Origin of the sequence: Duganella sp. Leaf126 (assembly GCF_001423125.1) — a bacterium.
Lineage (GTDB): Bacteria > Pseudomonadota > Gammaproteobacteria > Burkholderiales > Burkholderiaceae_D > Rugamonas.
On the sequence record NZ_LMNW01000012.1, the window covers coordinates 44,387 to 68,419 of the forward strand.

23 protein-coding genes are annotated in these 24,033 nt (G+C 66.1%); 8 read left to right on the forward strand and 15 right to left on the reverse strand.

Annotated elements, in window-relative coordinates; all coding sequences use genetic code 11:
- Positions 1 to 8 precede the first annotated feature (8 nt).
- From ASF61_RS07940 to ompR, 3 genes are read right to left on the reverse strand one after another with little or no spacing between them, the layout of a single operon-like run.
- Positions 9 to 719: a hypothetical protein gene (locus ASF61_RS07940; protein WP_056153656.1), complete on the reverse strand. Its 711-nt coding sequence runs from the start codon at positions 717 to 719 to the stop codon at positions 9 to 11.
- Positions 716 to 2,095: a sensor histidine kinase gene (locus tag ASF61_RS07945; RefSeq protein WP_056153659.1), complete on the reverse strand. Its 1,380-nt coding sequence runs from the start codon at positions 2,093 to 2,095 to the stop codon at positions 716 to 718. The genes ASF61_RS07940 and ASF61_RS07945 overlap by 4 nt, the downstream gene beginning before the upstream one ends.
- 13 nt (positions 2,096 to 2,108) lie before the next feature.
- Complete coding sequence (ompR, locus tag ASF61_RS07950; protein ID WP_227012300.1) at positions 2,109 to 2,810, reverse strand: two-component system response regulator OmpR; 702 nt, start codon at positions 2,808 to 2,810, stop codon at positions 2,109 to 2,111.
- A gap of 321 nt (positions 2,811 to 3,131) precedes the next feature.
- Between ompR and ASF61_RS07955 the strand changes: the two genes are divergently transcribed.
- The 3 genes from ASF61_RS07955 (at position 3,132) to ASF61_RS07965 (ending at position 7,581) form a co-directional block, all read left to right on the forward strand.
- Entirely contained in the window at positions 3,132 to 3,482 is a 351-nt protein-coding gene (locus ASF61_RS07955) for a hypothetical protein (protein WP_056153662.1), read from the forward strand.
- 241 nt (positions 3,483 to 3,723) lie between these two features.
- A complete protein-coding gene (locus ASF61_RS07960) occupies positions 3,724 to 5,616 on the forward strand; it encodes a flagellar assembly protein A (protein ID WP_229205763.1) in 1,893 nt (630 codons plus the stop codon).
- Between the two features lie 99 nt (positions 5,617 to 5,715).
- Positions 5,716 to 7,581: a flagellar assembly protein A gene (locus tag ASF61_RS07965; protein WP_229205764.1), complete on the forward strand. Its 1,866-nt coding sequence runs from the start codon at positions 5,716 to 5,718 to the stop codon at positions 7,579 to 7,581.
- Positions 7,582 to 7,773: 192 nt separating this feature from the next.
- On the opposite strand, the gene arfB is transcribed toward ASF61_RS07965, so the two are convergent.
- The gene (gene arfB, locus ASF61_RS07970; protein ID WP_056153671.1) at positions 7,774 to 8,172 is read right to left on the reverse strand and encodes an alternative ribosome rescue aminoacyl-tRNA hydrolase ArfB; all 399 of its coding nucleotides are present in this window, start codon (positions 8,170 to 8,172) and stop codon (positions 7,774 to 7,776) included.
- A gap of 127 nt (positions 8,173 to 8,299) precedes the next feature.
- Between arfB and ASF61_RS07975 the strand changes: the two genes are divergently transcribed.
- Positions 8,300 to 8,812: a chemotaxis protein CheW gene (locus ASF61_RS07975; RefSeq protein ID WP_056155335.1), complete on the forward strand. Its 513-nt coding sequence runs from the start codon at positions 8,300 to 8,302 to the stop codon at positions 8,810 to 8,812.
- A 21-nt stretch (positions 8,813 to 8,833) separates the two neighbouring features.
- On the opposite strand, the gene ASF61_RS07980 is transcribed toward ASF61_RS07975, so the two are convergent.
- The 4 genes from ASF61_RS07980 to ASF61_RS07995 are packed head-to-tail and all read right to left on the reverse strand — an operon-like array spanning position 8,834 to position 13,261.
- Positions 8,834 to 10,828, reverse strand: coding sequence for an ATP-binding cassette domain-containing protein (locus ASF61_RS07980; RefSeq protein ID WP_056153677.1), 1,995 nt, complete (start codon positions 10,826 to 10,828; stop codon positions 8,834 to 8,836).
- A gap of 9 nt (positions 10,829 to 10,837) precedes the next feature.
- On the reverse strand, positions 10,838 to 11,725 hold the full coding sequence (prmB, locus tag ASF61_RS07985) for a 50S ribosomal protein L3 N(5)-glutamine methyltransferase (RefSeq protein ID WP_056153681.1): 888 nt from the start codon (positions 11,723 to 11,725) through the stop codon (positions 10,838 to 10,840).
- Between the two features lie 47 nt (positions 11,726 to 11,772).
- Positions 11,773 to 12,906, reverse strand: a complete 1,134-nt coding sequence (dapE, locus tag ASF61_RS07990) for a succinyl-diaminopimelate desuccinylase (protein WP_056153685.1) — start codon at positions 12,904 to 12,906, stop codon at positions 11,773 to 11,775.
- A 1-nt stretch (position 12,907) separates the two neighbouring features.
- A complete protein-coding gene (locus ASF61_RS07995; protein ID WP_056153690.1) occupies positions 12,908 to 13,261 on the reverse strand; it encodes an ArsC family reductase in 354 nt (117 codons plus the stop codon).
- A gap of 180 nt (positions 13,262 to 13,441) precedes the next feature.
- On the opposite strand from ASF61_RS07995, the gene ASF61_RS23195 reads away from it, so the two are divergent.
- Both ASF61_RS23195 and ASF61_RS08005 read left to right on the forward strand, forming a co-directional pair.
- Positions 13,442 to 13,774: a hypothetical protein gene (locus ASF61_RS23195; protein ID WP_056153693.1), complete on the forward strand. Its 333-nt coding sequence runs from the start codon at positions 13,442 to 13,444 to the stop codon at positions 13,772 to 13,774.
- A complete protein-coding gene (locus ASF61_RS08005) occupies positions 13,765 to 14,178 on the forward strand; it encodes a PIN domain-containing protein (protein WP_162241979.1) in 414 nt (137 codons plus the stop codon). The genes ASF61_RS23195 and ASF61_RS08005 overlap by 10 nt, the downstream gene beginning before the upstream one ends.
- Positions 14,179 to 14,197: 19 nt before the next feature.
- Here ASF61_RS08005 and ASF61_RS08010 read toward each other — a convergent pair whose 3' ends face one another.
- The 3 genes from ASF61_RS08010 to dapC are packed head-to-tail and all read right to left on the reverse strand — an operon-like array spanning position 14,198 to position 17,411.
- The gene (locus ASF61_RS08010) at positions 14,198 to 15,334 is read right to left on the reverse strand and encodes a PilT/PilU family type 4a pilus ATPase (RefSeq protein ID WP_056153699.1); all 1,137 of its coding nucleotides are present in this window, start codon (positions 15,332 to 15,334) and stop codon (positions 14,198 to 14,200) included.
- Positions 15,335 to 15,360: 26 nt separating this feature from the next.
- On the reverse strand, positions 15,361 to 16,188 hold the full coding sequence (dapD, locus tag ASF61_RS08015; RefSeq protein ID WP_056153701.1) for a 2,3,4,5-tetrahydropyridine-2,6-dicarboxylate N-succinyltransferase: 828 nt from the start codon (positions 16,186 to 16,188) through the stop codon (positions 15,361 to 15,363).
- Between the two features lie 8 nt (positions 16,189 to 16,196).
- Positions 16,197 to 17,411: a succinyldiaminopimelate transaminase gene (gene dapC, locus ASF61_RS08020; protein WP_056153705.1), complete on the reverse strand. Its 1,215-nt coding sequence runs from the start codon at positions 17,409 to 17,411 to the stop codon at positions 16,197 to 16,199.
- A 175-nt stretch (positions 17,412 to 17,586) separates the two neighbouring features.
- Between dapC and ASF61_RS08025 the strand changes: the two genes are divergently transcribed.
- Both ASF61_RS08025 and ASF61_RS08030 read left to right on the forward strand, forming a co-directional pair.
- Positions 17,587 to 19,422, forward strand: a complete 1,836-nt coding sequence (locus ASF61_RS08025; RefSeq protein WP_056153708.1) for a DUF4153 domain-containing protein — start codon at positions 17,587 to 17,589, stop codon at positions 19,420 to 19,422.
- A gap of 84 nt (positions 19,423 to 19,506) precedes the next feature.
- Positions 19,507 to 20,751, forward strand: a complete 1,245-nt coding sequence (locus ASF61_RS08030; protein WP_056153710.1) for a DEAD/DEAH box helicase — start codon at positions 19,507 to 19,509, stop codon at positions 20,749 to 20,751.
- Between the two features lie 190 nt (positions 20,752 to 20,941).
- On the opposite strand, the gene ASF61_RS08035 is transcribed toward ASF61_RS08030, so the two are convergent.
- The 4 genes from ASF61_RS08035 to ASF61_RS08050 form a co-directional block, all read right to left on the reverse strand.
- Positions 20,942 to 21,292: a translation initiation factor Sui1 gene (locus ASF61_RS08035; RefSeq protein ID WP_056153713.1), complete on the reverse strand. Its 351-nt coding sequence runs from the start codon at positions 21,290 to 21,292 to the stop codon at positions 20,942 to 20,944.
- Positions 21,289 to 22,275 carry a nucleoside hydrolase gene (locus ASF61_RS08040; protein ID WP_056155338.1) on the reverse strand — a complete coding sequence of 329 codons (987 nt, stop codon included), beginning with the start codon at positions 22,273 to 22,275 and terminating at the stop codon, positions 21,289 to 21,291. The genes ASF61_RS08035 and ASF61_RS08040 overlap by 4 nt, the downstream gene beginning before the upstream one ends.
- A gap of 70 nt (positions 22,276 to 22,345) precedes the next feature.
- Positions 22,346 to 23,023 (reverse strand): hypothetical protein, encoded by a 678-nt coding sequence (locus ASF61_RS08045; RefSeq protein WP_082491338.1) that lies wholly within the window; start codon positions 23,021 to 23,023, stop codon positions 22,346 to 22,348.
- Entirely contained in the window at positions 23,020 to 24,030 is a 1,011-nt protein-coding gene (locus tag ASF61_RS08050) for an MlaD family protein (RefSeq protein WP_082491340.1), read from the reverse strand. The genes ASF61_RS08045 and ASF61_RS08050 overlap by 4 nt, the downstream gene beginning before the upstream one ends.
- Between the last annotated feature and the right edge of the window lie 3 nt (positions 24,031 to 24,033).

Genomic DNA, 24,033 nt, shown 5'->3' on the forward strand with positions numbered 1-24,033 from the left:
GGCGTCCGTCAGCCGCTGCAGCTGACATTCCACGCCGTGTATTCGCTGCCGTGCTTGCGCACGGCCACGCGCGCCACGGCGCGGCGGTCGCTCTCGAACACCATGCCCAGCATCTGCGGCGCGCCGGCAGCGGGCGCCAGCGGTTCCAGCGCCGCCAGCCGGTACGTCAGCGCGCGGTACGGTGCGCATTGCGAGTGGCCGGCAAACAGCAGCCGCGCGCGGCCCAGCAGTTCACGGTGCTGGCGCAGCAGCGCCACTACGTCGGCCCCGGCCACCTTCGGATCCTGCAAGGTCGTGTAGCGCGCTGCGGCGCACGGGACGTTGGGGGTGGCCAGCCAGACGTACCAGCGCGGCGGCTCGGCCGCCTCCTGCCAGCGCGCGCCACGCGGCGCCGTCGCGTCGTAAATGAAGCTGGAGCGGATTTGCCGGCACAGGTCCGGATGCGAGCGGCGCGGCGCCGCGTCCACGCGGGCGATCACGCGCCACGGCTTGCCGCCGGCGTCGCGGTCAATCTCGAACATCGGCGCGAACAGGGGTCGCGCGGCCCACGGGCCGGCCGGCGTCGCCGCCCGGCGGGCGCTGAAAAATTCCTCGAACGATTGCCGTTCTTCGGCGGTCGGTGCGCGCTCCAGCGCCGGCTTGACCGGCCTCGCGGCCAGCGCCGCCGCCGACAGTGCGCCGGCAGCCAGCGCTGCCGCGATCAGGAAAGGCCTGCTCATGCGCTTTTCATCGCGATGCGGATGGCCAGGCCGCCGCCGTCGCGGTTGCGCACGGTCAGTTCGGCGCCATGGCGGCGCAGCACGCGGTCGACGATTGCCAGGCCGAGCCCGGCGCCATTGGCCTGGCCGCGCGCCGTATCGAGCCGCGTAAACGGCTTGAGCAGCTGGGCGATCTGGTCGTCGGGCACACCGGGGCCGTGGTCCGCCACCTCGATGATCACGCGTGCGCCGGTCCCGGTGCCGGTGACGCTGCAGGCGATATCGAGCTCGGTCACGTCCTGCTCCGGCGTCTTGCCGTAGCGGCGGGCGTTTTCCACCAGGTTGCCGAGCACGCGTTTGAGGTCGGTGGCGTTGCCCATCGCGTGCACGTCCGCCGCGATATCGGTCTTGACGCGCACGTCCGGCAGGCGCGCCGCGTCGTGCGCGACATCGGTGAGCAGCTCGCTGATGTCGACATCGATGAAACTGGACGCCTCGGTAGGCCGCGCATAGTCGAGGAACTGGCCGATGATGGCGTCCATCTGGCCGATGTCGGACTGGATGCCTTCGCGCGCCTCGTGCGACAGGTTGGCCATCTCCACTTCGAGCTGCATGCGCGCCAGCGGCGTGCGCAGGTCGTGCGAGATGCCGGCCAGGATCACGGCGCGGTCCGATTCCACCTGCTGCAGCTGCAGCACCATCTGGTTGAACGAGCGGTTGGCCTCGAGGATTTCGTTCGGCCCTTTTTCCGGCAGCGGATCGGGGCGCAGGCCTTGCGCAAAGGCGCGCGTGGCCTTGGTCAGCCGGCGCAGCGGCAGGTTGATCAGGCTGGAGATGATGGCCGCGCCCAGCAGCGACATGATCGACACCACGCTGGCCCAGCCCAGCCACTGGATGCCGGTCAGGCCGCGGATGCGTTCGCGCTCGAGCATCAGCCAGTACTGGTCGCCATCGATCTTGAACGACACCCAGAAACCGGAGACGCCGTTGACCTTGGACGAGAAGCGCGTATCGCGGCCCAGCTTGGCCCGCACGAGTTTTTCGATGTCGGGCATCAGCGCATTGTTGGGCGGTGGATCGACCTGGTCGTCCGCCTCCAGCGTGAACACGCGGATGCCTTCGTTGGACACCAGGTCGAACAGCAGCTCGCGCCGCAGCTCGGGCGCCGAGTGGGTCAGGGCGGCGTGGGTGATGGTCACCACCGACACCACCTGGGCCGAGATCTGCTGCACCTGCGGATCGTGCTGGACCACGCTGATCATGCCCACCCAGGCGGCCATGCTGGCAGTGGTGAGCGCGCCGAGCAGGATGAAGGTGCGCCAGAACAAGCCGCTTTTCAGGCTGGCCAGACGGAGCGTGAACGACCGCTTGAGCGGCGACTTCGGCTTGGACTTCATGGGTGTCCCGCGCTCAGCGCGGCTGTCCCTCCGGGATGAAGACATAGCCGAGTCCCCACACGGTCTGGATGTACAGCGGGCTCGATGGATCGGGTTCGATCAGCTTGCGCAGGCGCGAGATCTGGACGTCGAGGCTGCGGTCGAAGACTTCGTATTCGCGCCCGCGCGCCAGTTCCATCAGCTTCTCGCGCGACAGCGGCTGGCGCGCATGGCGCGCGAATACCTTGAGCACGGAGAATTCGCCGGTGGTGAGCGGCACGGTTTCGCCGGCCTTTTTCAGGGTGCGGGTGCCCAGGTCCAGCACGAACTGGCCGAACTCGAAGGTTTGCGGGGTTTCGGACGGTGCGCCGGGAATCTCATCGGGACCCCGGCGGCGCAGCACGGCGCCGATGCGCGCCACCAGTTCGCGCGGATTGAACGGCTTGGGCAGATAGTCGTCGGCGCCCATCTCGAGACCGACGATGCGGTCCACGTCTTCGCCTTTGGCAGTGAGCATGATGATCGGCGTCTGGTCGCCGGCGCCGCGCAGACGGCGGCAGATCGACAGGCCGTCTTCGCCCGGCAGCATCAGGTCCAGCACCAGCAGGTCGTAGCGCTCGCGCAGCCACAGCTTGTTCATGGCAGTGGCGCTTTCCGCGGTGAAGACGTTGAAGCCTTGTTCGGTCAGATAGCGGCGCAGCAGGTCGCGCAGGCGCACGTCGTCGTCCACTACCATAATCTTGGCCTGATGGCCATGCTGGTTGACGGCAGTGCTGCCGCCAGTGTTGTTGGATTCAGGTGTAGTCGTGGTCATTTCTGTGCCATGTTGTCTTATCGATGTCTCTATGGTAACGTCATAATCGCAAGTCGAAAACGTCTGCTTTAAGGCATTACAAAGTGTTACAAACTTTACCCGATTCGTCTTACTCCCCCGTGCAAACCATCATACACTGCGGACATGGAATCACCTGTTAGGAATGCCATGTTCATCGACCTCAAAAAAATTCACGCGGCAGCAAGCGCATCTTTTTGCGTTCGATCCACGCTGGCTTGCGTCGTGGTGAGCTGTGGTGTGCTGGCGGCGTTGCCTGCGCAGTCGGCAGGGCAGGACCGCCGCGACGAGCGCAGCTTTCAGGGTGGGGCCAGGCCGCAGGAAATGCGCCAGGATATGCGGCAGGACATGCGGCAGGACATGCGTTCCGACATGCGCCAGGAGCAATCGCGCCAGCCCGATCCGCGCGCCTACGAGTCGCGCGCCGACGAGCAGCGCCGCGCCGTGCAGGATGGTAACCGTAACGCCGAGATGAACCGCCGCGTGGGGCGCATGACCGCCGACGAGCGGCGCGACCTGCGGCGCCAGATCAACGAAGCCGGGGCAGAGGTCTATGCGCTGCCGCCGCGCCGCTAGTCTTCCCCGATCGCTGCACCCTGCACCCTGCGCTCGCCACCGTCCCGTGGCGGGCGTTTTACTATGGACGGGGTCACTTGTGGCAATTCCATCACAGTTGGCGTTTGGTCATGTGGGATAGTGCTTTTCTTTTTGTTAGCTCTGTGTAATATTAGTTAATTACACGCAATGCCTGTCGGCCGCGTGTTCTTTCTGGAGGAAGAACGTGGTTCCAGACGTTGCCACAGCAGCGCTTTCGGCCGTGTCCGCGCTACCCGCGCCCGATGCGAGCCTGCCCATGGGCCTGACCGAGCGCCCCGACGGCATCTACATCGACCTGGGCCTGCCGCCGCCGGCGCGGGCAGCCGCCATCAACCAGGTGTTCGGCGCCGGTTTTTATCTGGCCGGGCTCTCGTATCCCGTTCTCATCAAGGCGCTGTACGACGTCGGGCCGGCGCTCGGTGCTGCGCAGGCCGTGCGCGTGGCGGCAGCCGTGCGGCCGATCGACGCCAGCCGCCTGGCGCTCTACAAGAGCCCCAAGCCGGGGCGCGGCTACGCCGAATACTACGTGGAGCCGCTGTTCCTCGACGAGGAGGTGCTGGCCGATGGCACGGTGCTGCCGGAACGGGTGGCGCAGCTCGACATCGACGAATTCGTCGCGGCCATGTGGCGCCATGGCATCCGCTTCGGCATCGACGTGGCGGCCGTCACCACCGCCATCCGGTCGGCCAAGGCCCAGCGCATCACGTTCGCCACCGACCTCGAACCGGAGCCGGGCCGCGATGCGGCGGTGCTTGAAGTGTCGGAGGCGCTGCACCGCAGTGACGCGCCCAAGGCGCGCGCCGACGGCCGCATCGATCTGCACAGTTTCGAGAACCGCTTCCCGCAGATCAAGGCCGGCGTGCGGCTGCTGAAAAAAGTGCCTTGCGCGCCCGGCCTGCCGGGCTACGACCTGGCCGGGCGCATGACGGCCCCGCCGCCGCCTGCCGACCTGGTGCTGCGTCACCGCGCAGGCGATGGTACCGAGGTGCAGACGCTGGCCGACGGCGAGTACCTGGTCTCGGTGCGCGACGGGTTTCTGGCGGTCGATGCCAAATCCGGCCGCGTGTCCGTCACCGACAAGATCGTCAGCCTCGACGGCGTCAGCGGGCGCACCACCGGCAACCTCGAGCTGGCCGGCGCCTACGAAGAATACGGCGACGTGCAGGAGCAGCGCGACGTCACCGGTGGCGACATCACGGTGCACGGCAACGTCTATGGCAATATCCATTCGCGCGGCGGCGCCGTGGTACTGGACCGCAACCTGGTGGGCGGCAGCGTGCGCAACGCCAACGGTCCGATCGCCATCGCCGGCGTGGCCTCCAACGCGGTGATTCATACGGGCGCCGGCGCGATCACCGTGGCGCGCGCGGAGAACTGCGTGATCTCCGGCGGCACCGTGACCATCGGCGAGGCCTCCAACTGCGAAATCGTCGCCGATGTCCTGCGCATCACCACGGCCGAAGGCTGCGCGGTGGCTGGCCGCGACGTGGAGATCGACTGTGCCGGTCCGCGCCGTCGCACCGAGATGGTGGTGCACGTGCTGCTGCGCGATGTCGCCCGCTACGACCGCGAGCTGGGCGACATCGCGCTGCGCCTGGCCGAACTGGACCGGGTACTGGCGTCGTACGAACAGGAGGCGGCCCAGCTGGCGGTACTGCCCGACGTGCGGCGCTATATCGCGCTGTCGCGCAAGCTGCGCAACCAGGAACTGACGGTGTCGCCCGAGCAGACCCATTTGCTGCGCAAGATCGCCGCCGGCGTGGCGCAGCCGATGCAGGCGCTGGACCGCCTGAAGAAGGACGGCCAGATCGCGCTCACCCAGCAAAAGCTGCTGCGCGACCGGCAGCACGCGGTGCTGGCGCAAAAGCTGGCGGCCGCCGGCACCGCGCGCTGTGGCTTGCACATGATCAGTGGCGAAACCGTGGTGCGCACCATGCCCTGCGCCGGGGCCGACGCCGATGCGGCCGCGTCGGCGATCGGCGCCACGCCAGCGCTGGCGCAGCAGCCGGTGCGCGAGATCAAGCAGCGCCTGCGCGGCGCGTCCGGCGGTGCCGTGCTGTTCTGGGAGAGCGCAGGGTCGCTGGACTGGCACCTGGACCCGGCCGGCGCCTAGCGGCGCTCACCCAATCGCAACAGTTCATGCTAATCTACCGACAACATTAAAAAAGTGAAGGGGCAACGTGCTCCGACGTACATCTTCGTGGGGATTACCGTGTCAAACGCAACGACGTTGAATGCAGGCGCCGGGGGCGAACTGCCCGCTGCGCTCGTCAAGCGTGACGACGGCATCTACTTCGACGTCGCCGCCACGCCGGCAGCGCGCCTGGCGGCGGTGGGCCAGGTCTTTCTGGGCGGCGCCTGCTTCGCCGGCCTGCACTACGCGATCTTCTCCAAGATGATCTATGACGCCGGCCCCGACCTGCCGCCGGCCCTGGCCGGGCGCCCGCTGCTGCGCTTCGCGGACCGCATTGCACCGTTCGAACCGGCGCGCCGCCAGCTGTACAAGAACGTCAAGGTCATCGGCGGCGAGGCCGAGTATTATTTCGAGCAGGTGTTCGTCGACGTGCCCGGTCTGCCGCCGCAACCGGCGCGGCTCACCTTCGATGAATTCGTCGCCGACATGTGGGCCAAGGGTATCCGCTTCGGCATCGATGCGCCGGCCGTGCGCGACGTGATCGCCACCGGCCGCGTGGCGCGCATCACGGTCGCGCGGCGCCTGAACGCCATGCCCGGGCGCGACGCCGCCATCGTGGAAGTCTCGCGCGACATCCATCGCAGCAATGCGCCACGCGAAAAATCCGATGGCCGGCTCGATCTGCAGACGTTCCAGAACCGTTTCCCGCAGGTGAAGCCGCACGTCAAGCTGCTGCGCAAGGTACCGCCGGTACCGGGCGTGCGCGGTTTCGAGATGTCGGGCAAGGTGATCGAGCCGCCGGCACCCAGGGATCTGGAACTGACGTCGGTGGCCGGCGCCGGCACCGTGATCGAACATTTTCGCGATGGCGAATACCTGGTTTCGGCGGTGGAGGGATTCATCAGCGTGGACCCCAAGACCCGCCGCATCTCGATCGGCCCGAAGATCATCAGCCGCGAGGGTGTCAGCGCGCGTACGACCGGCAACCTGCAGCTGACCGGCGAGTACGAGGAATTCGGCGCGGTGCAGGAGCAGCGCCGCGTCGAAGGCGGCAACATCACCATCCACGGCGACGTCTACGGCAGCATCGAGTCGCGCGGCGGCGACATTTCGCTGCATCGCAACCTGATGGGCGGCGCAGCGCTCAACGCCGACGGCGCCATCCGCGTGCGCGGCGTGGCCTCTGGCGCCGTGCTGCAGACCAGGAAGGGAGAAGTGGCGCTGACCCGCGCCGAAAACTGCGTCATCTCCGGCACCCGCGTCGTGATCGGGGAGGCCAGCAACTGCGAGATCATGGCCGACGAAGTGGTCATCAAGATCGCCGAAGGCTGTGCGATCGCCGCGCGCCGCATCGACATCGTCCACGCCGGCCCGCGCAAGCAAAGCGAGATGCTGCTCTACGTGCTGGTGCCCGATACCACCAGCTACGACAAGCGCAGCGCCGCACTGCTGCCCAGGGTGGAAGCGGCCCGTCGCGAAGCCGCCCGCTGCCAGACCGAGATGGATGCCATCACCAGCCAGGCCGACGTGCGCAACTACCTGACCCTGGCCACCCGCGTGCGCAAACGCGAAGTGGTGCTGTCGCCCGAACAGGAACCGCTGTTCCACCGCATGGCCACGGCGGTCGGACCGGCATTGCGCGCGGTGGGCCGCATCTCGCTGGCGCTCAAGGCCGCGCAGGCGCAGGAAACCCAGGCGCGCGCCGAAGTGGCGCAGATCGACAGCGACAAGCGCGCCCTGATCGGCCAGTCGCAGTGCGCGGTGCAGCTGCTGACCGGCGACGTCCAGCTGCGCCCGATGACGTACGCACCTGCCGGCGCGGCGCCCTACGACTACCCGGCCAGGGAACTCAAGGCCAGGGTGCGCACGCCGGCCGTCGGCGCAGCGGTGCTGTTTTCCGGCAGCGCCGGACCGGTCCACTGGGCGCCGCCGCAAGACGATTAGGCCAGCAGCGCCGCCACCAGCTGACGCGCCGGAGCGGGCAGGGCGTCGCGCTCGCGCAGGCACACGGGCAGCTGGCGTGCAGCCCAGGCGTCGGTCCATCTCACCGCGTTCAGCAACCTTTGCTTGCGCACCACGCTGCCCCTGGTAGTTGCTGGCCGAGCTGTGAGCGGCGCTGCGGGCGAGCTGCCAGCCTTAGAAGACCACCTTGCCGCGCAGCTGTTTGCGCTCGCCGTCCCTGGATTTGCCATCGAGCCTGCGGCGTTGTGCGCCGCGCGTCGGCTTGGTCGGTCGGCGCACGGTCGGCAGCACCGCCACGCTGTCCACCAGTTGCTGCAGGCGCCGCAGCGCGTCTTCCCTGTTTGCTTCCTGGCTGCGTGACTGCTGCGCCTTGATGACCACCACGCCGTCGCGCGTGATGCGGCTGTCGCGCAGGGCCAGCAAGCGTTCCTTGATAGGGTCGGGCAGCGACGACGCGGCGATCGCAAAGCGCAGGTGCACGGCACTGGAGACCTTGTTGACGTTCTGGCCGCCCGGTCCCTGGGCGCGAATGGCGCTCAGCTCAACGTCGTTGATATCGATCTGCGGGTTCATCGGCGCATTCTAGCAAACAGCCGGTATCGCGCCCGGAAAAAGTTGACGGCAGTCAACATGCTCGCGGGGGCGGACGGTTAGGATGGCACATGCCTGTTACCGCAGGCGCGAGGACGAAAGGATCATCATGTCGCATCCAGCCCCACAATCACGCTCAGCCCACGTTGATGCCGACGTCACCGCATCGACCGCGCGGCAATACCTGGTGTTCCGGCTCGGCGGCCTCGATTACGCGCTCGACTTTGCCAAGGTACAGGAACTGCGGCCGCTCAAGGAACTCGAACGCTTTTCGTCGGACGGGGAAATCATCAGCGGGGTGGCCGTTTCGCGCGGCGTGATCATGCCCATCGTCGACATGCGCATCGCTTTCGGGCCGAGGGCGAGCCGGCACGATCCGCAGACGGACGTGATCATCCTGAAGCTGTCGAGCTGCGTGATGGGGATGGTGGTCGATGGCGTCACCGACATCGTCTCGCTGGTCGTCGAGCAGCTGCAGCCGTTTCCGGGCATTGGCGCCGCGCCTGCCGTGAACTACCTGCTCGGCATCGGCGAAGTCGATGGCCGCCGCCTGATCGTGGTCGATATCGACAAGCTGATGTCGATCCGCAAACTGCCATGCGTGCCACGTCAGGCGGCGTAATGCCGCTTTAGCCTACTCCACTTATGCCAGCGCTTCCAGCTCTTCCTGCAGCTGCAGCCACTGCGCTTCCAGTTCGCCAAGGTCCTTGGTAAAGAAGGCCTGGTCGGCCAGCGCCTGTTTCAGCTTGGCCTTGTTGGCCGCCTCGTAGAGCGCTGCATCGGCCAGGCGGCCGTCGACTTCCGCCTTTTGCGCGCTGCGCTTGGCGATCTGGTCGTCCAGACGCTTGATCTTCTGCTCCAGCGGCTTGCGCAGTGCGGCCAAGCGCTGGCGGTCTTCCGCTTCCTTGCGTTTCTGCTCCTTGGTGTTGACCACCGGGGCGGACGGCGCCGCCACGGGCGAACTGACCGGGAAGTCGGTCTTGTTGGCCTTGCCCGCTGCCGGCAGCACGTCCGTGCCCTTGCCGAGCTTGGTCTTGAACAGCCAGTCCTTGTAGTCGTCCAGGTCGCCGTCGAACGGTTGCAGCTTGCCGTCGGCGACGATGATGAATTCGTCGGTGGTGGCGCGCAGCAGGTGGCGGTCGTGGGACACCACGACCAGCGTGCCGCCGAACTGCGCCAGCGCCTCGGTCAGCGCCTCGCGCGTTTCCAGGTCCAGGTGGTTGGTCGGTTCATCGAGCAGCAGCAGGTTGGGGCGCTGCCAGACGATCAGCGCCAGCGCCAGGCGCGCCTTTTCGCCGCCCGAGAACGGCCCGATCGAGCTGGTCACCATGGTGCCGGGGAAGTTGAAGCCGCCGAGGAAGTTGCGCAGCTCCTGTTCGCGCACGGTCGGCGCGATCTTCGCCAGGTGCCACAGCGGCGACTCGTCGTGACGCAGCATCTCGACCTGGTGCTGGGCGAAGTAGCCGATGTTGAGGCCCTTGCCGACGGTGGCGTCACCGGTCAGCGGCGCCAGCTCGCCGGCGATGGTCTTGATCAGCGTCGACTTGCCGGCGCCGTTCACGCCGAGCAGGCCGATGCGCTGGCCGATCTGCAGCGAGAACTTGATCTGGTTGACGATGGTCTTGGTGGTGACTTCGCCGGTCTTCTCGTTCTCGATGCGGTAGCCGGCATCGACGTCTTCCATCACCAGCAGCGGGTTCGGGGCGCTGAGCGGCTCGCGGAATTCGAACGAGAATTCGGCAGCGGCGCGCAGCGGCGCCAGTTCTTCCATCTTGGCCAGCGCCTTCATCCGGCTCTGCGCCTGGCGCGCCTTGGAGGCCTGCGCCTTGAAGCGGTTGACGAACGACTCGAGGTGGGCGCGCTTGCGCTGCTGCTTCTCCAGCGCGCCGGCAGCGAGCACCATCTGCGCCGCGCGCTGGCGCTCGAACGACGAATAGTTGCCCGAGTAGCGTTTCAGCTTGCGCTCGTCGATGTGCACCACCACGTTAACCACCTCGTCGAGGAAGTCGCGGTCGTGCGAGATGATGATCAGGGTGCCGGGGTAGCGCTTGAGCCAGTCCTCGAGCCAGATGATGGCGTCCAGGTCCAGGTGGTTGGTCGGTTCGTCGAGCAGCAGCAGGTCCGATGGGCACATCAGCGCCTGCGCCAGGTTCAGGCGCATGCGCCAGCCGCCGGAGAAGCTCGACACGGGACGCTGCATCTGTTCGATGGTAAATCCCAGGCCCAGCAGCAGCTGTTCGCCGCGCGACTGCACGGTGTAGGCGTCGGCGTCGGCCAGCGCGCTGTAGACGTTACCGATGGCGATGCCGTTCTCGGACGACTCGGGCGCCGCTTCCAGGCGCGCCAGTTCGGCTTCGAGCTTGCGCAGGCCGACATCGCCGTCGATCGCGTAGTCGAGCGCCGCGCGTTCGAGCGGCGGGGTTTCCTGGGCCACGTGGGCCACGCGCCACTTAGCCGGGAAGTCGATTTCGCCCTGGTCGGGATGGAGCTCGCCGCGCATCATGGCGAACAGGCTCGATTTGCCGGCGCCGTTGGCGCCGATCAGGCCGATCTTGTCGCCGGGATTGAGGGTGACATCGACTTGTTCCAGCAGCGGCTTGGTGCCGCGCATCAGGCTAACTTGTATGAAGCGGATCATTGTGTTCTTTTACAGTTTGAGCTGGTCGGCGGTCAGCAGGAATACCATGTCGTCGCCGTTGCTGGTGGTGAGCCAGGTCAGACCCATGTCGCCGAAGGCGGCTTCGGCAAACTCTTTTTCATTGCCGATTTCGACGATCAGGAGACCGTCGTCGGTCAGCCGCTCGGCGGCACCGGCCACGATGCGGCGCACGATGTCCATGCCGTCCTTGCCGCCGTCGAGCGCCAGTTCCGGCTCGGCGCGGTATTCCATCGGCAGCTTGCTCATCGACGAGGAATTCACGTACGGCGGATTGGTGATGATCAGGTCATATTTTTTGGCCGGTACATTGGCGTACAGGTCCGACGCGATCAGCGTCAGGCGATCCTGTAGTTCGTAGGTAGCGACGTTCTTGCGCGCCACGTCCAGCGCGTCGGCCGAAATATCGACAGCATCGACGTGCGCGTCGGGGAAGGCGTCGGCCATCATGATCGCCAGGCAGCCGGAGCCCGTGCACAGTTCCAGGATGTTTTCGATATTCTCGGGCGAGTTGACCCACGGTGCAAAATACTCGGGAATCAGCTCGGCGATGAAGGAGCGCGGCACGATGGTGCGCTCATCGACGTAGAAGCTGTAGCTGCCCAGCCATGCCTCGTTGGTGATGTAGGCGGCCGGCACCCGCTCATCGGTGCGGCGCGAGATCACGGCCAGGACCGACGCCACTTCTTCGGGCAGCAGCTTCGCATCGAGAAACGGCTCGAGCCGATCGAGCGGCAGCTTGAGCGTGTGCAGGATCAGGTAAGCGGCTTCGTCGAATGCTTCTGCGCTGCCGTGGCCGAAGAACAGCTTGGCCGTATTGAAACGGGTGACGGCGTAGCGCAGCAGGTCGCGCGGCGTGGTGAAGGGAGTGGTGTTCATGGCTATCTCGTTCGGTAAGGTGCCGGGCGCCTGCCTGGCGCGCGGCGTCAGGCCAGCAGGTTTTCCAGCGTGCGGCGGTAAATATTCTTGAGCGGATCGACGAAGCGCAGCTCGATATGTTCGTCGATTTTGTGGATGCTGGCGTTGGGAGGGCCGAATTCTATCACCTGGGGGCAGATCTGGGCGATAAAGCGCCCGTCCGACGTGCCGCCGGTGGTCGAGAGCTCGGTGTCCACGCCGGTTTCGGACTTGATCGCGCTTGATAAGGCATCGCTCAAGGTGCCGCGCGGGGTCAGGAAGGGCAGGCCGCTGAGCGCCCAGTTCAGTTCGTAGTGCAGGCCGTGGCTGTCGAGGATGGCGTGCACGCGGCGCTTGAGTTCCTCGTGCGTGCTGGCAGTGGAAAAGCGGAAGTTGAAGTCGATGACCATCTCGCCCGGAATCACGTTGTTGGCGCCCGTGCCGGCGTTAATGTTCGACATTTGCCACGACGTGGGCAGGTAGTACTCGTTGCCCTCGTCCCAGACCTCCGCCACTAGTTCGGCCAGCGCCGGCGCGGCCAGGTGGATCGGGTTGCGCGCCAGCTGCGGGTAGGCGATGTGGCCCTGCACGCCCTTGATGGTCAGTTTGCCCGACAGCGAACCGCGACGACCGTTCTTGATGATGTCGCCCAGCGTTTCGTCGGACGTCGGTTCGCCGACGATGCAGTAGTCCAGCGTTTCGCCGCGTTCCTTGAGCAGGTTGCACACCACCACCGTGCCGTCGATGGCCGGGCCTTCCTCGTCGCTGGTGATCAGCAAAGCGATCGAACCCTGGTGGTTGGCGTGTTCGGCGACGAACTCCTCGACCGCCACCACGAAGGCCGCAATCGACGTCTTCATGTCGGCCGCGCCCCGGCCATACAGCTTGCCGTCGCGCTGGGTGGGCGTGAAGGGCTGCGACTGCCATTGCTCGAGCGGACCGGTGGGCACCACGTCGGTGTGGCCGGCAAACACCAGCACCGGCGAGGTCGTGCCGCGGCGCGCCCACAGGTTGGTGACATCGTTGGAGACGATGGTTTCGCACACGAACCCCAGGGGCGTGAGCAGGTCGATCAGGTGCTGCTGGCAGCCTTTGTCGTCGGGGGTGACGGAAGACAGCGAAATCAGTTTTTCGGTCAGCGCCAGGGTTTTCGAAGGTGTCATGTCAGGAATTGAAGAGCTGTTGGTAGTGGGCGTCGCTGAAACCGACGGCAAATGTGCCATCCTTGTCCAGCACCGGGCGCTTGATGATCGACGGATGCTCGAGCATCAGCGCCAACGCCGCCTCGTCGTCGACGATGGCCGCCTTGCGCTCGTCGGGCAGGGCGCGCCAGGTCGCGCCTTTTTTATTCACGAGCACCTCGCGCGGCACCTGCGCGAGCCAGGCAGCGACGGTTTCCCGCGTCAGGCCCTGTTTCTTGAAATCGTGAAAAACGAATGGATGCTGGTGGTCGGCGAGCCAGGTGCGTGCCTTTTTGACGGTATCGCAGTTGGGGATGCCGTAGACGGTGATTTTCATGGACGTTCTGGGGCTCGTATAGGGTCGCTGCTGTGGTTGCTGCTTTGCGGGGGCTATAGCTTATCATGCGCGTCCGAAGCCACAAAATTTGGCAAAAATTTCCAGGCACAATTGGCGATAAAAGATTTGAGCGTGCAAATGCGCTAGACTGGTTTTATATACAGCGACTGGGAGCCGGTCATGACCCGAATTACCTTGGATATCGACATCGACGACACCGAGCTCGCGCATTTGCGCGCTGCTGCCCAGGAAAGTAAAACTGACCCATCGAACATCCTGTCTGCGGTGGTCAAGCAGGGCTTGCAGCAAATGCGGTCGTCGCAATCGACCTATGCTGTTGAGGACAATACGTTACCAGTTTCCAGGCTCGATCTGACCGGCCTGACGTTGGAAGAGCGGCGCGCCAGGCGTTTCGCCATTCTGCAAAACAGCAGCGGGATATGGTCCGGAGAGCCAGGTATGCCGCGCGACGGCCTGGTATATCAGCAAGCACTTCGCGCAGAATGGCCTTAGTGCTGTTCGATTCCAATATCATCATCGACCACACCCTCGGCTATACCGAGGCACGGTCGGAGATTGCCGCGTACGACCACGCTGCGATCAGCGCCAACACATGGATGGAGGCTTGCTGCAAGCTCGACGTCCGGCAGCGATATACCTTGGAAATCGAGCTGTACATGCTCGGGATCGATGTCATCCATACCGACGACGCCATCATGCACCGCGCCACGGAGCTGCGCGGGGCGACGCGCAAGAAGCTGCCAGACTGCATCATTCGTGCGACGGCGGATGTCGGAAGGCGCGTCGTGATTACGCGCGATCCGGTCGATTTCGGCGGCGTGTCGAACGCCAGGGTGCACATGCCTTATCGCATCGTCAATGGGGTGGTGGTGGACGTCCAAGCACCTGTTTCCTGAGCTCGGCACTGCAACCGCATCAGGTATCGAGCGTAAATCCCGAAAACGACGCCGACGGCGTGCTGGTGCCAGCCTGACCGGCGGCTTCCTTCTGATCGAGCGCGTTATTGAGCTGCCAGAGCAGGTTGGTGGCGGAATCGGCATTGGCCAGCGCTTCCTCCGCACTGATCACGCCATCGCGCACCAGGTTGACCAGCGCCTGCTCGAACGACTGCGAACCGGGCGACATGCTGTTGTCCATCGCCTCCTTGATGTCCCCGATGCGGCCCGCTTCGATCAATTCGGCCACCGCGCGCGAGTTGACCATCACCTCGACCGCAGCGGCGCGCGCGCCGCCGTGCAGTGCCGGCACCAGCCGCTGCGAGACGATTGCCTTTACGGCCGACGACAGGTCCTGCATCAGCGCCATGCGGCTCTCGACCGGGTAAAAGCCGATGATGCGATTGAGCGCGTTGTAGCTGTTGTTGGCGTGCAGGGTGGCCACCACCAGGTGGCCCGACTGCGCGTAGGCGATGGCTGCGCCCATTGCTTCCTTGTCGCGGATTTCGCCGATCAGGATGCAGTCGGGCGCCTGCCGCATCGAGTTGCGCAGGGCGGTGGCAAAGCTGGTGGCGTCGCTGCCGATCTCGCGCTGGTTGACGATCGACTGCTTGTTCTTGAACAGGAACTCGATCGGATCTTCCAGCGTGAGGATGTGCCCTGCCGAATGGGCATTGCGGTGATCGAGCATGGCGGCAATCGTGGTCGATTTGCCGGAACCGGTGGCGCCCACCACCAGCAGCAGGCCGCGCTTGGCCATGATCAGGTCCGCCAGCACGGACGGCACCTTCAAGTCCTGCAGGTCGGGGATGTCGCCGGGAATATAGCGGAACACGGCAGACACGCTGCCGCGCTGGCGGAATGCCGACAGGCGGAAGCGCCCCACGCCCGCCAGCGACACGCCCATATTGAGTTCGTTGGTGACGGCCAGGTCGGCCATCTGCGCCGGAGAGGCCACCTGGGCCAGCAGCGCTTCGATGTTCTCGGGCGTGAGCGCCTGCTGGTTGACCGGCACCAGCTTGCCGCCGATCTTGAGATGCACGGGAGAGTGCGCGGCGAGGAACAGGTCCGACGCATGCTTTTCCTGCATCAGCTGGAACAGGCGTTCCATGGCCATCGCTTTCTCCCTGGAGAGTGCTGCGATCAGATACCGCGCAGCAGTTCGTTGATACCGGTCTTGGCGCGGGTCTTGGCGTCCACGCGCTTGACGATCACGGCGCAGTACAGCGAGTACTTGCCGTCTTCCGATGGCAGGTTGCCCGACACGACCACCGAACCGGCCGGCACGCGGCCATAGGTCACTTCGCCCGTGGCGCGGTCGTAGATCTTGGTCGACTGGCCGATGTAGACGCCCATCGAGATCACCGAGTTTTCTTCGACGATCACGCCTTCGACGATTTCCGAACGGGCGCCGATGAAGCAGTTGTCCTCGATGATGGTGGGATTGGCCTGCATCGGTTCCAGCACGCCGCCGATGCCCACGCCGCCCGACAGGTGGACGTTCTTGCCGATCTGTGCGCACGAACCGACGGTGGCCCAGGTATCGACCATCGCGCCTTCATCGACATAGGCGCCGATATTGACATACGACGGCATCAGCACCACGTTCTTGGCGATGAACGAGCCGCGGCGCGCCACGGCCGGTGGCACCACGCGGAAGCCGCCCTTGGCGAAATCGGCCTCGGTGTAGTTGGCAAACTTGGTCGGCACCTTGTCGTAGAACTGCATGGTGCCGTCCGACGGCATGGCCACGTTGTTCTCGAGGCGGAACGACAGCAGCACGGCCTTCTTGACCCACTGATTCACTACCCAGTCGCCGCTGGTTTTTTCGGCCACGCGGATGGTACCTGCATCGAGGCCGCCGATCACGTGCGAGACGGCGTCACGCAGCTCGGCTGCGCCGTTGGCAGGGTTGATGTTGGCGCGGTCTTCCCAGGCCTGGTCGATGATGTGCTGGAGTTGTTGGGTCATGATGGTCTTTATTGAACGAGGGTTTTGCAGAATTGGACAATGCGCTGCGCAGCTTCGAGGCCTTCCGAAGTTTCGGCCACGAGCGCCATGCGGATGCGGTTGCGGCCCGGATTGACGCCGTGCGCGTCGCGCGCCAGGTAGCTGCCCGGCAGCACCGTCACGTGATAGTCGGCATACAGGCGCTGGGCGAATTCGGTGTCCGAAAGGCCGGTGCGCGAGACGTCGGCCCACAGGTAGAAACCGGCGTCGGGCAGTTCCACGTCCAGCACCTGCTGCAGCAGCGGCGTGATGGCGTCGAACTTGGCGCGGTATTGTTCGCGGTTGGCTTCGACATGGGTTTCGTCGTTCCACGCCGCGATCGACGCAGCCTGCACGGCAGTGCTCATGGCGCTGCCGTGGTAGGTGCGGTACAACAGGAATTTTTTCAGCACGTCGGCGTCGCCGGCCACGAAGCCCGAGCGCATGCCGGGCACGTTCGAGCGCTTGGACAGGCTTGAGAAAACCACCAGCCGCGCATACGGTTTGTCCACCGACGACAGGCCCAGCATGTGGGCCGCCTGCAGCGCGCCCAGCGGGGCCTCGGCGCCGTGATAGATCTCCGAATAGCACTCGTCGGCAGCGATGATGAAATCGTAGCGCTCCGAGAGGGCGAACAGGTGTTCCCAGTCGGTGAGCGTGAGCACGGCGCCGGTGGGATTGCCGGGGGAGCACAGGAACAGCAGCGACACGCGCTCCCAGACCGCAGCGGGGATGGTGTCGTAGTCGCAGCCGAAGTTGCGGGCCGGGTCGGAGTTGACGAAATACGGTTCGGCGCCGGCCAGGTAGGCCGCGCCCTCGTAGATCTGGTAGAACGGGTTGGGGCACACCACCAGCGCGTTGGCGGCCGGGTCGATCACGGTTTGCGCGAACGCGAACAGCGCTTCGCGCGAGCCGTTGACCGGCAGTACCTGCGTGGCCGGATCGATGGCAGGCAGGCCGTAACGGCGCTCGAGCCAGCCGGCGATCGCACTGCGCAGCGCTTCGGTGCCGATGGTGGTGGGGTAGGTGGCCAGGCCGCCGATGTTGTCGATCACCGCCTGCGCGATGAACGGCGGCGTCGGATGCTTGGGTTCTCCCATGCCCAGGCTGATCGGCTTGTACTGCGCATTGGGTGTCACCTGCGCGAACAACTGGCGCAGCTTTTCGAACGGGTACGGTTGCAGCTTGTCGAGATGTGGATTCACGGGATGCTAACGTTGCTAACGTTGTTGGCTAAGTTGGAAACGGACAGCGCGGGTCAGGCATTATAGCGCCTCCGCACCGGCATGGTGACGCCTGCCGGCACGCTAAGCAAATTGATAACAGTGCAGGTTTAGTGCGATACTGCGGCGCTATCAGGGACTACAGAACCGGATCCGTATGCAAATCGAACACTATGATGAGGTGCCCGGCGCCCAGGTCAGCCGCCCCGTGATGACGTTGCGCCTGGCGACGGGGTTGGTGCAGGGCGTGCTGCTCTACCTGCTGTACCGCGCGGCCACCATCGCCATCTGGCCGGCCACCGAGCCGTTCGTATTCCTGCCGCTGTTCCTGCTGGTGCTGCTGCTCCCGGTCGTGTTCATTGCCAGCCTCGGTCATATGACGTCGCGCAACGTGGCGCGCTGGACGGCTGCCGCCGGCGCGGTGCTGCTGATCATGGCGCTGCACGAAGCATGGCGCAGCGCGGGAGCCGTCGATCTCGGCGGCGGTTTCATGGCGCAGTTGGCCGAGCGCGTGCCCACCATGCAGGTGATCGTGTTCTCCGGCGTGTTCCTGTACATCGCCCACACGCTGGTCATGGCCGGTGTCGGCGACGGCAAGCGCATCGCCAGCTATGGCAGCTATTTTGAAATCTCCTGGAAGCTGGCCGTGCAGCTGCTGTTTTCCGCCTTTTTCGTCGGCGCCCTGTGGCTGGTGCTGTGGATGGGCGCAGGCCTGTTCAGCATGGTCAAACTCGGTTTTCTGGAACGCCTGCTCGGCAAACCGTGGTTCGTGGCGCCGGTCATCTGTTTTGCTTTCTCGTGCGCGCTGCACATCACCGATGTCCGGCCAGCCATCGTACGCGGCATCCGTTCGCTGCTGCTGGTGCTGGCGTCCTGGATCCTGCCGGTGGCGGTGGTCCTGATCGGCGGCTTCCTGTGCACCTTGCCCTTTACCGGCCTCGATGGCCTGTGGAAAACGCGTTCGGCCACCGCGCTGCTGCTGACCACCGTGGCCGTGCTGGTCTTGCTGATCAATTGCGCCTTCCAGAACGGCCAGACCGCCGCCACGCTGGCGATCCGCATTGCCGCGCGCATGGCAGCGATTTTGCTGCTGCCGCTGACCGGCATCGCCATCTATGCGCTGGGCTTGCGGGTGCACGAATACGGCTGGACCGTCGATCGCATCGTCGCTGCCGCCTGCCTGCTGGTGGCGTCGTGCTACGCGCTCGGCTACCAGTGGGCCGCGCACCGTTACGAAACCTGGCTGGTGGAGATCGCGCCGGTCAATGTCGGCACCGCGTGCGTGGCCCTGGTGGTGCTGCTGGCGCTGTTTACGCCGCTCGCCGATCCGGCGCGTCTTGCGGTCGCCAGCCAGGTTGGGCGCCTCGAGCGGGGGCTGGTGAAGGCCGACAAGTTCGATTACCACTTCCTACGCTTCGAGGGCCAGCGGTATGGCCAGCAAGCGCTGCAGCAGCTGGCGCGCCAGGGAGTGGGACCGCAACCGGCACTGGTCGCCGCCGGGGCGGCGGCAGCGTTGAAGCGGACCAATCGCTGGAGCACCGACAGCGGTCCTGCGACAGCAGCCACCATCGCCGCCAACATCACCGTGGTGCCGGCTGGCGACGCGCTGCCGGCCAGTTTCATCGGTCAGCAATGGAAAAAGGGAAATGACCAGCCGCTGCCCGACTGCCTGAAAGACGCGGCGCAGCGATGCACAGCCTTGCTGCTGGACGCCGACGGCGACGGCCGGCGCGATGTCCTGCTGCAGCCGTACGGTTACGGCGAGAGCTATTTGTACCAGCAGCAGCCGGACGGGCGATGGGTAGCGTCGGCGCGCATCGCCAGCTTCTGTCAGCCGGCACTGGAACGACTGCGCGCGGGGCGCTACAAACTGGTGCAGCCGCCGATGAAAGCGATCGATGTCGACGGTATGCTGCTGTTGTTCCAGCCCGTGTTTTCGACGGGCGACTGCAGAGCGCTCAAGTCTGCGCCTGCCGCTTCCGAAGGACGATAGCGGTCGCCCGGTCGGGTTGGACGGGTGAAGGGGCTTGGCGTATAGCGTATACTGTCGGGCCGTTATCCTCACACTCAGGCCACCATGTCATTTTCCTCACTGGGCCTCGCTCCCGCGCTCCTCGACGCGGTCGCCGCCGTCGGCTATCAGCAACCCACTGCCATCCAGCGCGAGGCGATCCCCGCCATCCTGCGCGGCGAGGACGTGCTGGGCGCGGCCCAGACCGGCTCCGGCAAGACGGCCGCCTTCGTGCTGCCGTTGCTGCAGTCGTTGCTCGATAACCGCGACGGCGCGCGCCAGCTGCATGGCCTGGTCCTGGTGCCCACGCGCGAGCTGGCGGTGCAGGTGGGAGAGTCGGTGCGCAAGCTGGTGTCGCACCTGCCCATGCCGGTCAAGGTGGCGATCGTGTTCGGCGGTGTATCGATCAATCCGCAGATGATGGCGCTGCGCGGCGGCGCCGACATCGTGGTGGCCACGCCCGGCCGCCTGCTCGACCTGATCGACCACAATGCCCTGAAACTGTCGCGCGTGGCGATGCTGGTGCTGGACGAGGCCGACCGCCTGCTGGACCTGGGCTTTGCCGAAGAACTGGCGCGCATCCTGGCACTGCTGCCACGGCAGCGTCAGAACCTGTTCTTTTCCGCGACCTTCCCGCCCGCCGTGCAGGCGCTGGCCGACACCATGCTGCACCGGCCCGCGCGGGTCGAGGTGCTGGCCGAGCCGGCGACCAGACCCGATATCGCCCAGCGCGCGATCCTGGTCGATGTGCCGCGCCGGACCATGCTGCTGCGTTACCTGATCTTGCAGTATCAGTGGGACCGGGTGCTGGTGTTCGTGGCGACCAAGTACGCGGCCGAACACGTGGCCGACAAGCTCAATCGCAACGGCATCAAGGCTGGCGCCTTCCACGGCGAATTCAGCCAGGGCGCCCGCACCGAAGTGCTGGGTGACTTCAAGGCCGGCCGCCTGCAGGTGCTGGTCGCCACCGACGTCGCCGCGCGCGGCATCGACATCGCGCGCCTGCCGGCCGTGGTCAACTACGATCTGCCGCGTTCGGCCGTCGATTACACCCACCGCATCGGCCGCACCGGCCGCGCGGGCGAGCGCGGCGTGGCGATCAGCTTCGTCAGCGCCGCCACCGAGCAGCATTTCCACCTGATCGAAAAACGCCAGGGCATGCGCGTACCACTGGAGCAGGTGGCCGGGTTCGAGCCGGTAGAGACGGCGCCCCCGGTGAGCGCTGCCACCGATACGGTCAACGGCGGCATCAAGGGCAAGCGCAAGAGTAAAAAAGACAAGCTGCGCGAGGCGGCGGCCAAATCGGCCTAGCGCGCCCACCGCGGGCCGTGTGCCCACTGCCGCGTGCCGACTGCTGCGTGCCGCCGGCGCGGCCTGCTGCACGCAGCGGGCGCCCGGCTGGTGCTGGCGACCGGCGCGGCGGCCCACGCCGTGCCAGCCTCCCGACAGGCGTCATTCGCGCGCAGGCGGGAAGCGAGTCCTGCCGCGCGGCGCTGGCTTGTCAGCCGCCGATGCGCTTCGGGCTATACCCCATCTTCTTCAGGTTCTCGATCACCAGGTCACAATGATCGCCCTGGATCTCGATCACGCCGTCCTTGACCGTCCCGCCCGCGCCGCAGGCGCTGCGCAGCTGTTTGCCCAGCGCCGCCAGCGCTGCGGCGTCCAGCGCCAGTCTGCGCACCAGCGTCACGGTCTTGCCGCCGCGTCCTTTCGATTCGCGCGCCACGCGCACATTGCCGTCGCCTTGCGGCCGTGCCCTGGCGGCGGCCTTACAGGCGCAGGCGCTCAAAGGCTGGCTGCAGTCCGGGCACAGGCGGCCGGTTTCGGTGGAGTAGACCAGCCGGCTGCTCATGGCTGCTCCGCCAGCAGGCGGCCCATGAAAAGGCCGTAGAAGCGCGGCTGGTTCGACGTCAGGCAGACGGCGGCATTCGGCTTGCCGGCCGCCTCGCGCGTGTAGCCGTCATCGGTCACCACGATGCGTAATGGCGTGGTCGGACACACGGCGGGATCGAGCAGCCACGCCACCGGCACCACGTCAAACAGCGACGGCATATTGCTGGACCATGGTTGGTAGGCGTTGATCCACTGGTGATACAGCAGCGCCAGCGCGTCGGTCACCGGCGCGCCATGGCCGAGCAGGGCGTTGCGTTCGACTTCGTCGAGGCGGATCTGGGTCGAATCGACCGGCATCATCACGATCGGCACGCCGGACGCGAACAGCCGCTGCGCACCGTTGACGTCGGAGGCGATGTTGTATTCCTTGTCGGCAGGGCGCGCCGGCACATACTGCGACTTGCGATAGCCGCTGCGCACCGAGCCGCCCATCATGACCACCTGTTTCAGCTGGCCGAAGGTGGCCGGGTCGCGTGCGATGGCCGCGCCGACGTTGGTCAGCGGTCCCAGCGCCAGCAAGGTGATCTTGCCCGGCTGGCGCCTGACCTGGTCGAGCAGGAAGTCGACTGCCGGGATGTTCGGCACCGGCTTGCCGCGCTGTGCGTAGCGCGCCTGCGTAAATGGTTGCGGATTGCCGGTGGTGGCGATGCCGGTGGCGACCGGAATGCCGCTGTGGCCCGTCTCGCGCAGCATGCGCTCGACCAGGCGGGCGCGCAGCGCCGTATCGCCCCAGGCAGTGGTGATGCCGACGATCTCGATCTCCGGGCTTTGCAGCAGCAGCGCCAGCGCGAACGCGTCATCGATATCGTCGCCGATGTCCATGTCGACGATCACCGGCTGGCGGGCGGGGGCGGCTGCGTGCGCCGGCGACGCCAGCACGGCGGCACTGAACGCCAGCGCGGACAAGGCCGCGCGCAGCGGATGGAAAGGAGGGTAGGCCATGAACATCCCGACACGACAAAAGCCGGATTTTAGCAGAGGACCGGGGCCAGCCTGGAGCGAGAGCGGCAGTTCAGGTTTTCGGTTGCCCGGCCGCGAGGTCGATCCGGCGCTGCAGCCGCTGCGCTTCCTGCGTATCGCCAGCCTGCTGCGCGCGCATGACCTGCACGCCGAGCCAGGCCATCAGCGGCCGGCGCCAGCCCTGGTTCGAGGCCGTATCGACGGCGTCGCGCAAGGTCTGCGGCGTGGCTTTGCCGGCACGCATCAGCACACCGGAGGCGACCAGCCTGGCAAGCGGATCGGCGATCGCCTGCACGGCGGTCGCTGCTGCGCCATCGTTGCCGGCGCTCGCTGCGCTGGCGGCAGCGCGATGCTGTTCGGGCAGCAGTGCGGCGTCGGCCGCGGTGGCGCGGCCGGCCAGGTAGGCGGCGTAGGCGCGGTCGGCGGGACTGGCGTCCTGCGCCAGCTGGTCGAAGCCGGTGCACGGCTCGAACACCAGCGCGGCGACCCGCGTGGCGCAGCGCGTCAGTTCGGCGCGCAGCACCATGCTGGCCTGACCGGTGCTGGCCAGCGCCTCGCGGGCGCGCCGGAAGTCGGCGTCCTCGACCCGGCTGTTGCCGGTCAGGTAAGCGCTGGTAAAACGCTCGGTCGCGCTGTGCGCCGTCATCTTCCAGTCCGGTGCGGGCGGGGTATTGCCGCAGCCAGCCAAGCCGACGGCGGCGGCCAGCAGGAAGAAATGCTTCGCTATCATGGCAGTTTGATCTCCGGGTCGCGCTTGAACGGCCATTTGCGGTTGATTTCGTTGACCAGCTGCTCCACGCGGCGCAAGCTGCTTTCCACCTCGTTGCGCAGTGTGCCCAGGTCGGCCGTGGCTTCCTTGGCGTTGGCGCCGACGGCCTGCGCTTCCACCAGCACCGCGTCCATTTTCTTGAGGCTGTTGCGGGCATCGGCCAGCAGGCCGTTGAGCTGGACGATGGTCGCCTGGGCGTCGGTCATCACGCCCTGCGGCCCGAACACCTGGCGGTCGGCATTGCCGACCAGGCTGTCGGCCTTGGCGGCCAGTGCGTTCACCGTGATCAGCAGCTTGTTGGCGCGCTCGGTCAGTTGCTGTGCATTTTTGTCGTCACCGGCAATCAGGCCCATGGCGCCCGATGGTCCATTGAGCTTGCCGGTCACACCCTGGACATTGGCCAGGCTGGCGGCCAGCGCCGAATTCTCGGCCGTCAGGGTATTGAGGTTTTGCAGCAGATCGCGCGCGGACGCCAGCAGGCGCGGGATTTCCGCGCCGGCGTCGCCGACCAGCAGGGTGCGCGCGGCGCCGTCGGGCAGCGGCGGGTCGGTGGGAATGCCGCTAAAGGCGCGCAGCTTGGCGCCGCCCACCAGGCCGCGTTCGAGCGTGAAGATGCTCGAGGTGCGCAGCCAGTGGGCGTCGTCGCGCGGCACATCGACCAGCACCCGGGCCTTGCCCTCCTTGCTCAATTCGATGCGGCGCACGCGCCCGATCGGGAAGCCGGCAAACGTCACATCCATGCCGACCACCACGCCGTCGGAATCGTCGGCTTCGAGCACCAGGCGCTGCGTTGATTCGAACGCGCCGCGGGCATACATCAGGTACACGGCGGCGCCGGCAACCAGCAGCACCAGCATCGCCAGCAGCACGGCAGCCTTGAATTCGGCATTACGCACCGGCACCGGCGTTTCCGGTAGCGGTTCCTGCATCGCCTGGTTCGGCGATTCCTGGTGGGTGGGTTCTGTCATCGT

Excerpts from the sequence above, each read along its gene's own strand:
- ASF61_RS07940 (WP_056153656.1), bottom strand. The coding sequence starts at position 719 with ATGAGCAGGCCTTTCCTGATCGCGGCAGCGCTGGCTGCCGGCGCACTG.
- ASF61_RS07945 (WP_056153659.1), bottom strand. The coding sequence starts at position 2,095 with ATGAAGTCCAAGCCGAAGTCGCCGCTCAAGCGGTCGTTCACGCTCCGT.
- ompR (WP_227012300.1), bottom strand. The coding sequence starts at position 2,810 with ATGGTAGTGGACGACGACGTGCGCCTGCGCGACCTGCTGCGCCGCTAT.
- arfB (WP_056153671.1), bottom strand. The coding sequence starts at position 8,172 with ATGAACCCGCAGATCGATATCAACGACGTTGAGCTGAGCGCCATTCGC.
- ASF61_RS07975 (WP_056155335.1), top strand. The coding sequence starts at position 8,300 with ATGTCGCATCCAGCCCCACAATCACGCTCAGCCCACGTTGATGCCGAC.
- ASF61_RS07980 (WP_056153677.1), bottom strand. The coding sequence starts at position 10,828 with ATGATCCGCTTCATACAAGTTAGCCTGATGCGCGGCACCAAGCCGCTG.
- prmB (WP_056153681.1), bottom strand. The coding sequence starts at position 11,725 with ATGAACACCACTCCCTTCACCACGCCGCGCGACCTGCTGCGCTACGCC.
- dapE (WP_056153685.1), bottom strand. The coding sequence starts at position 12,906 with ATGACACCTTCGAAAACCCTGGCGCTGACCGAAAAACTGATTTCGCTG.
- ASF61_RS07995 (WP_056153690.1), bottom strand. The coding sequence starts at position 13,261 with ATGAAAATCACCGTCTACGGCATCCCCAACTGCGATACCGTCAAAAAG.
- ASF61_RS23195 (WP_056153693.1), top strand. The coding sequence starts at position 13,442 with ATGACCCGAATTACCTTGGATATCGACATCGACGACACCGAGCTCGCG.
- ASF61_RS08005 (WP_162241979.1), top strand. The coding sequence starts at position 13,765 with ATGGCCTTAGTGCTGTTCGATTCCAATATCATCATCGACCACACCCTC.
- ASF61_RS08010 (WP_056153699.1), bottom strand. The coding sequence starts at position 15,334 with ATGGCCATGGAACGCCTGTTCCAGCTGATGCAGGAAAAGCATGCGTCG.
- dapD (WP_056153701.1), bottom strand. The coding sequence starts at position 16,188 with ATGACCCAACAACTCCAGCACATCATCGACCAGGCCTGGGAAGACCGC.
- ASF61_RS08025 (WP_056153708.1), top strand. The coding sequence starts at position 17,587 with ATGCAAATCGAACACTATGATGAGGTGCCCGGCGCCCAGGTCAGCCGC.
- ASF61_RS08030 (WP_056153710.1), top strand. The coding sequence starts at position 19,507 with ATGTCATTTTCCTCACTGGGCCTCGCTCCCGCGCTCCTCGACGCGGTC.
- ASF61_RS08035 (WP_056153713.1), bottom strand. The coding sequence starts at position 21,292 with ATGAGCAGCCGGCTGGTCTACTCCACCGAAACCGGCCGCCTGTGCCCG.
- ASF61_RS08040 (WP_056155338.1), bottom strand. The coding sequence starts at position 22,275 with ATGGCCTACCCTCCTTTCCATCCGCTGCGCGCGGCCTTGTCCGCGCTG.
- ASF61_RS08045 (WP_082491338.1), bottom strand. The coding sequence starts at position 23,023 with ATGATAGCGAAGCATTTCTTCCTGCTGGCCGCCGCCGTCGGCTTGGCT.
- ASF61_RS08050 (WP_082491340.1), bottom strand. The coding sequence starts at position 24,030 with ATGACAGAACCCACCCACCAGGAATCGCCGAACCAGGCGATGCAGGAA.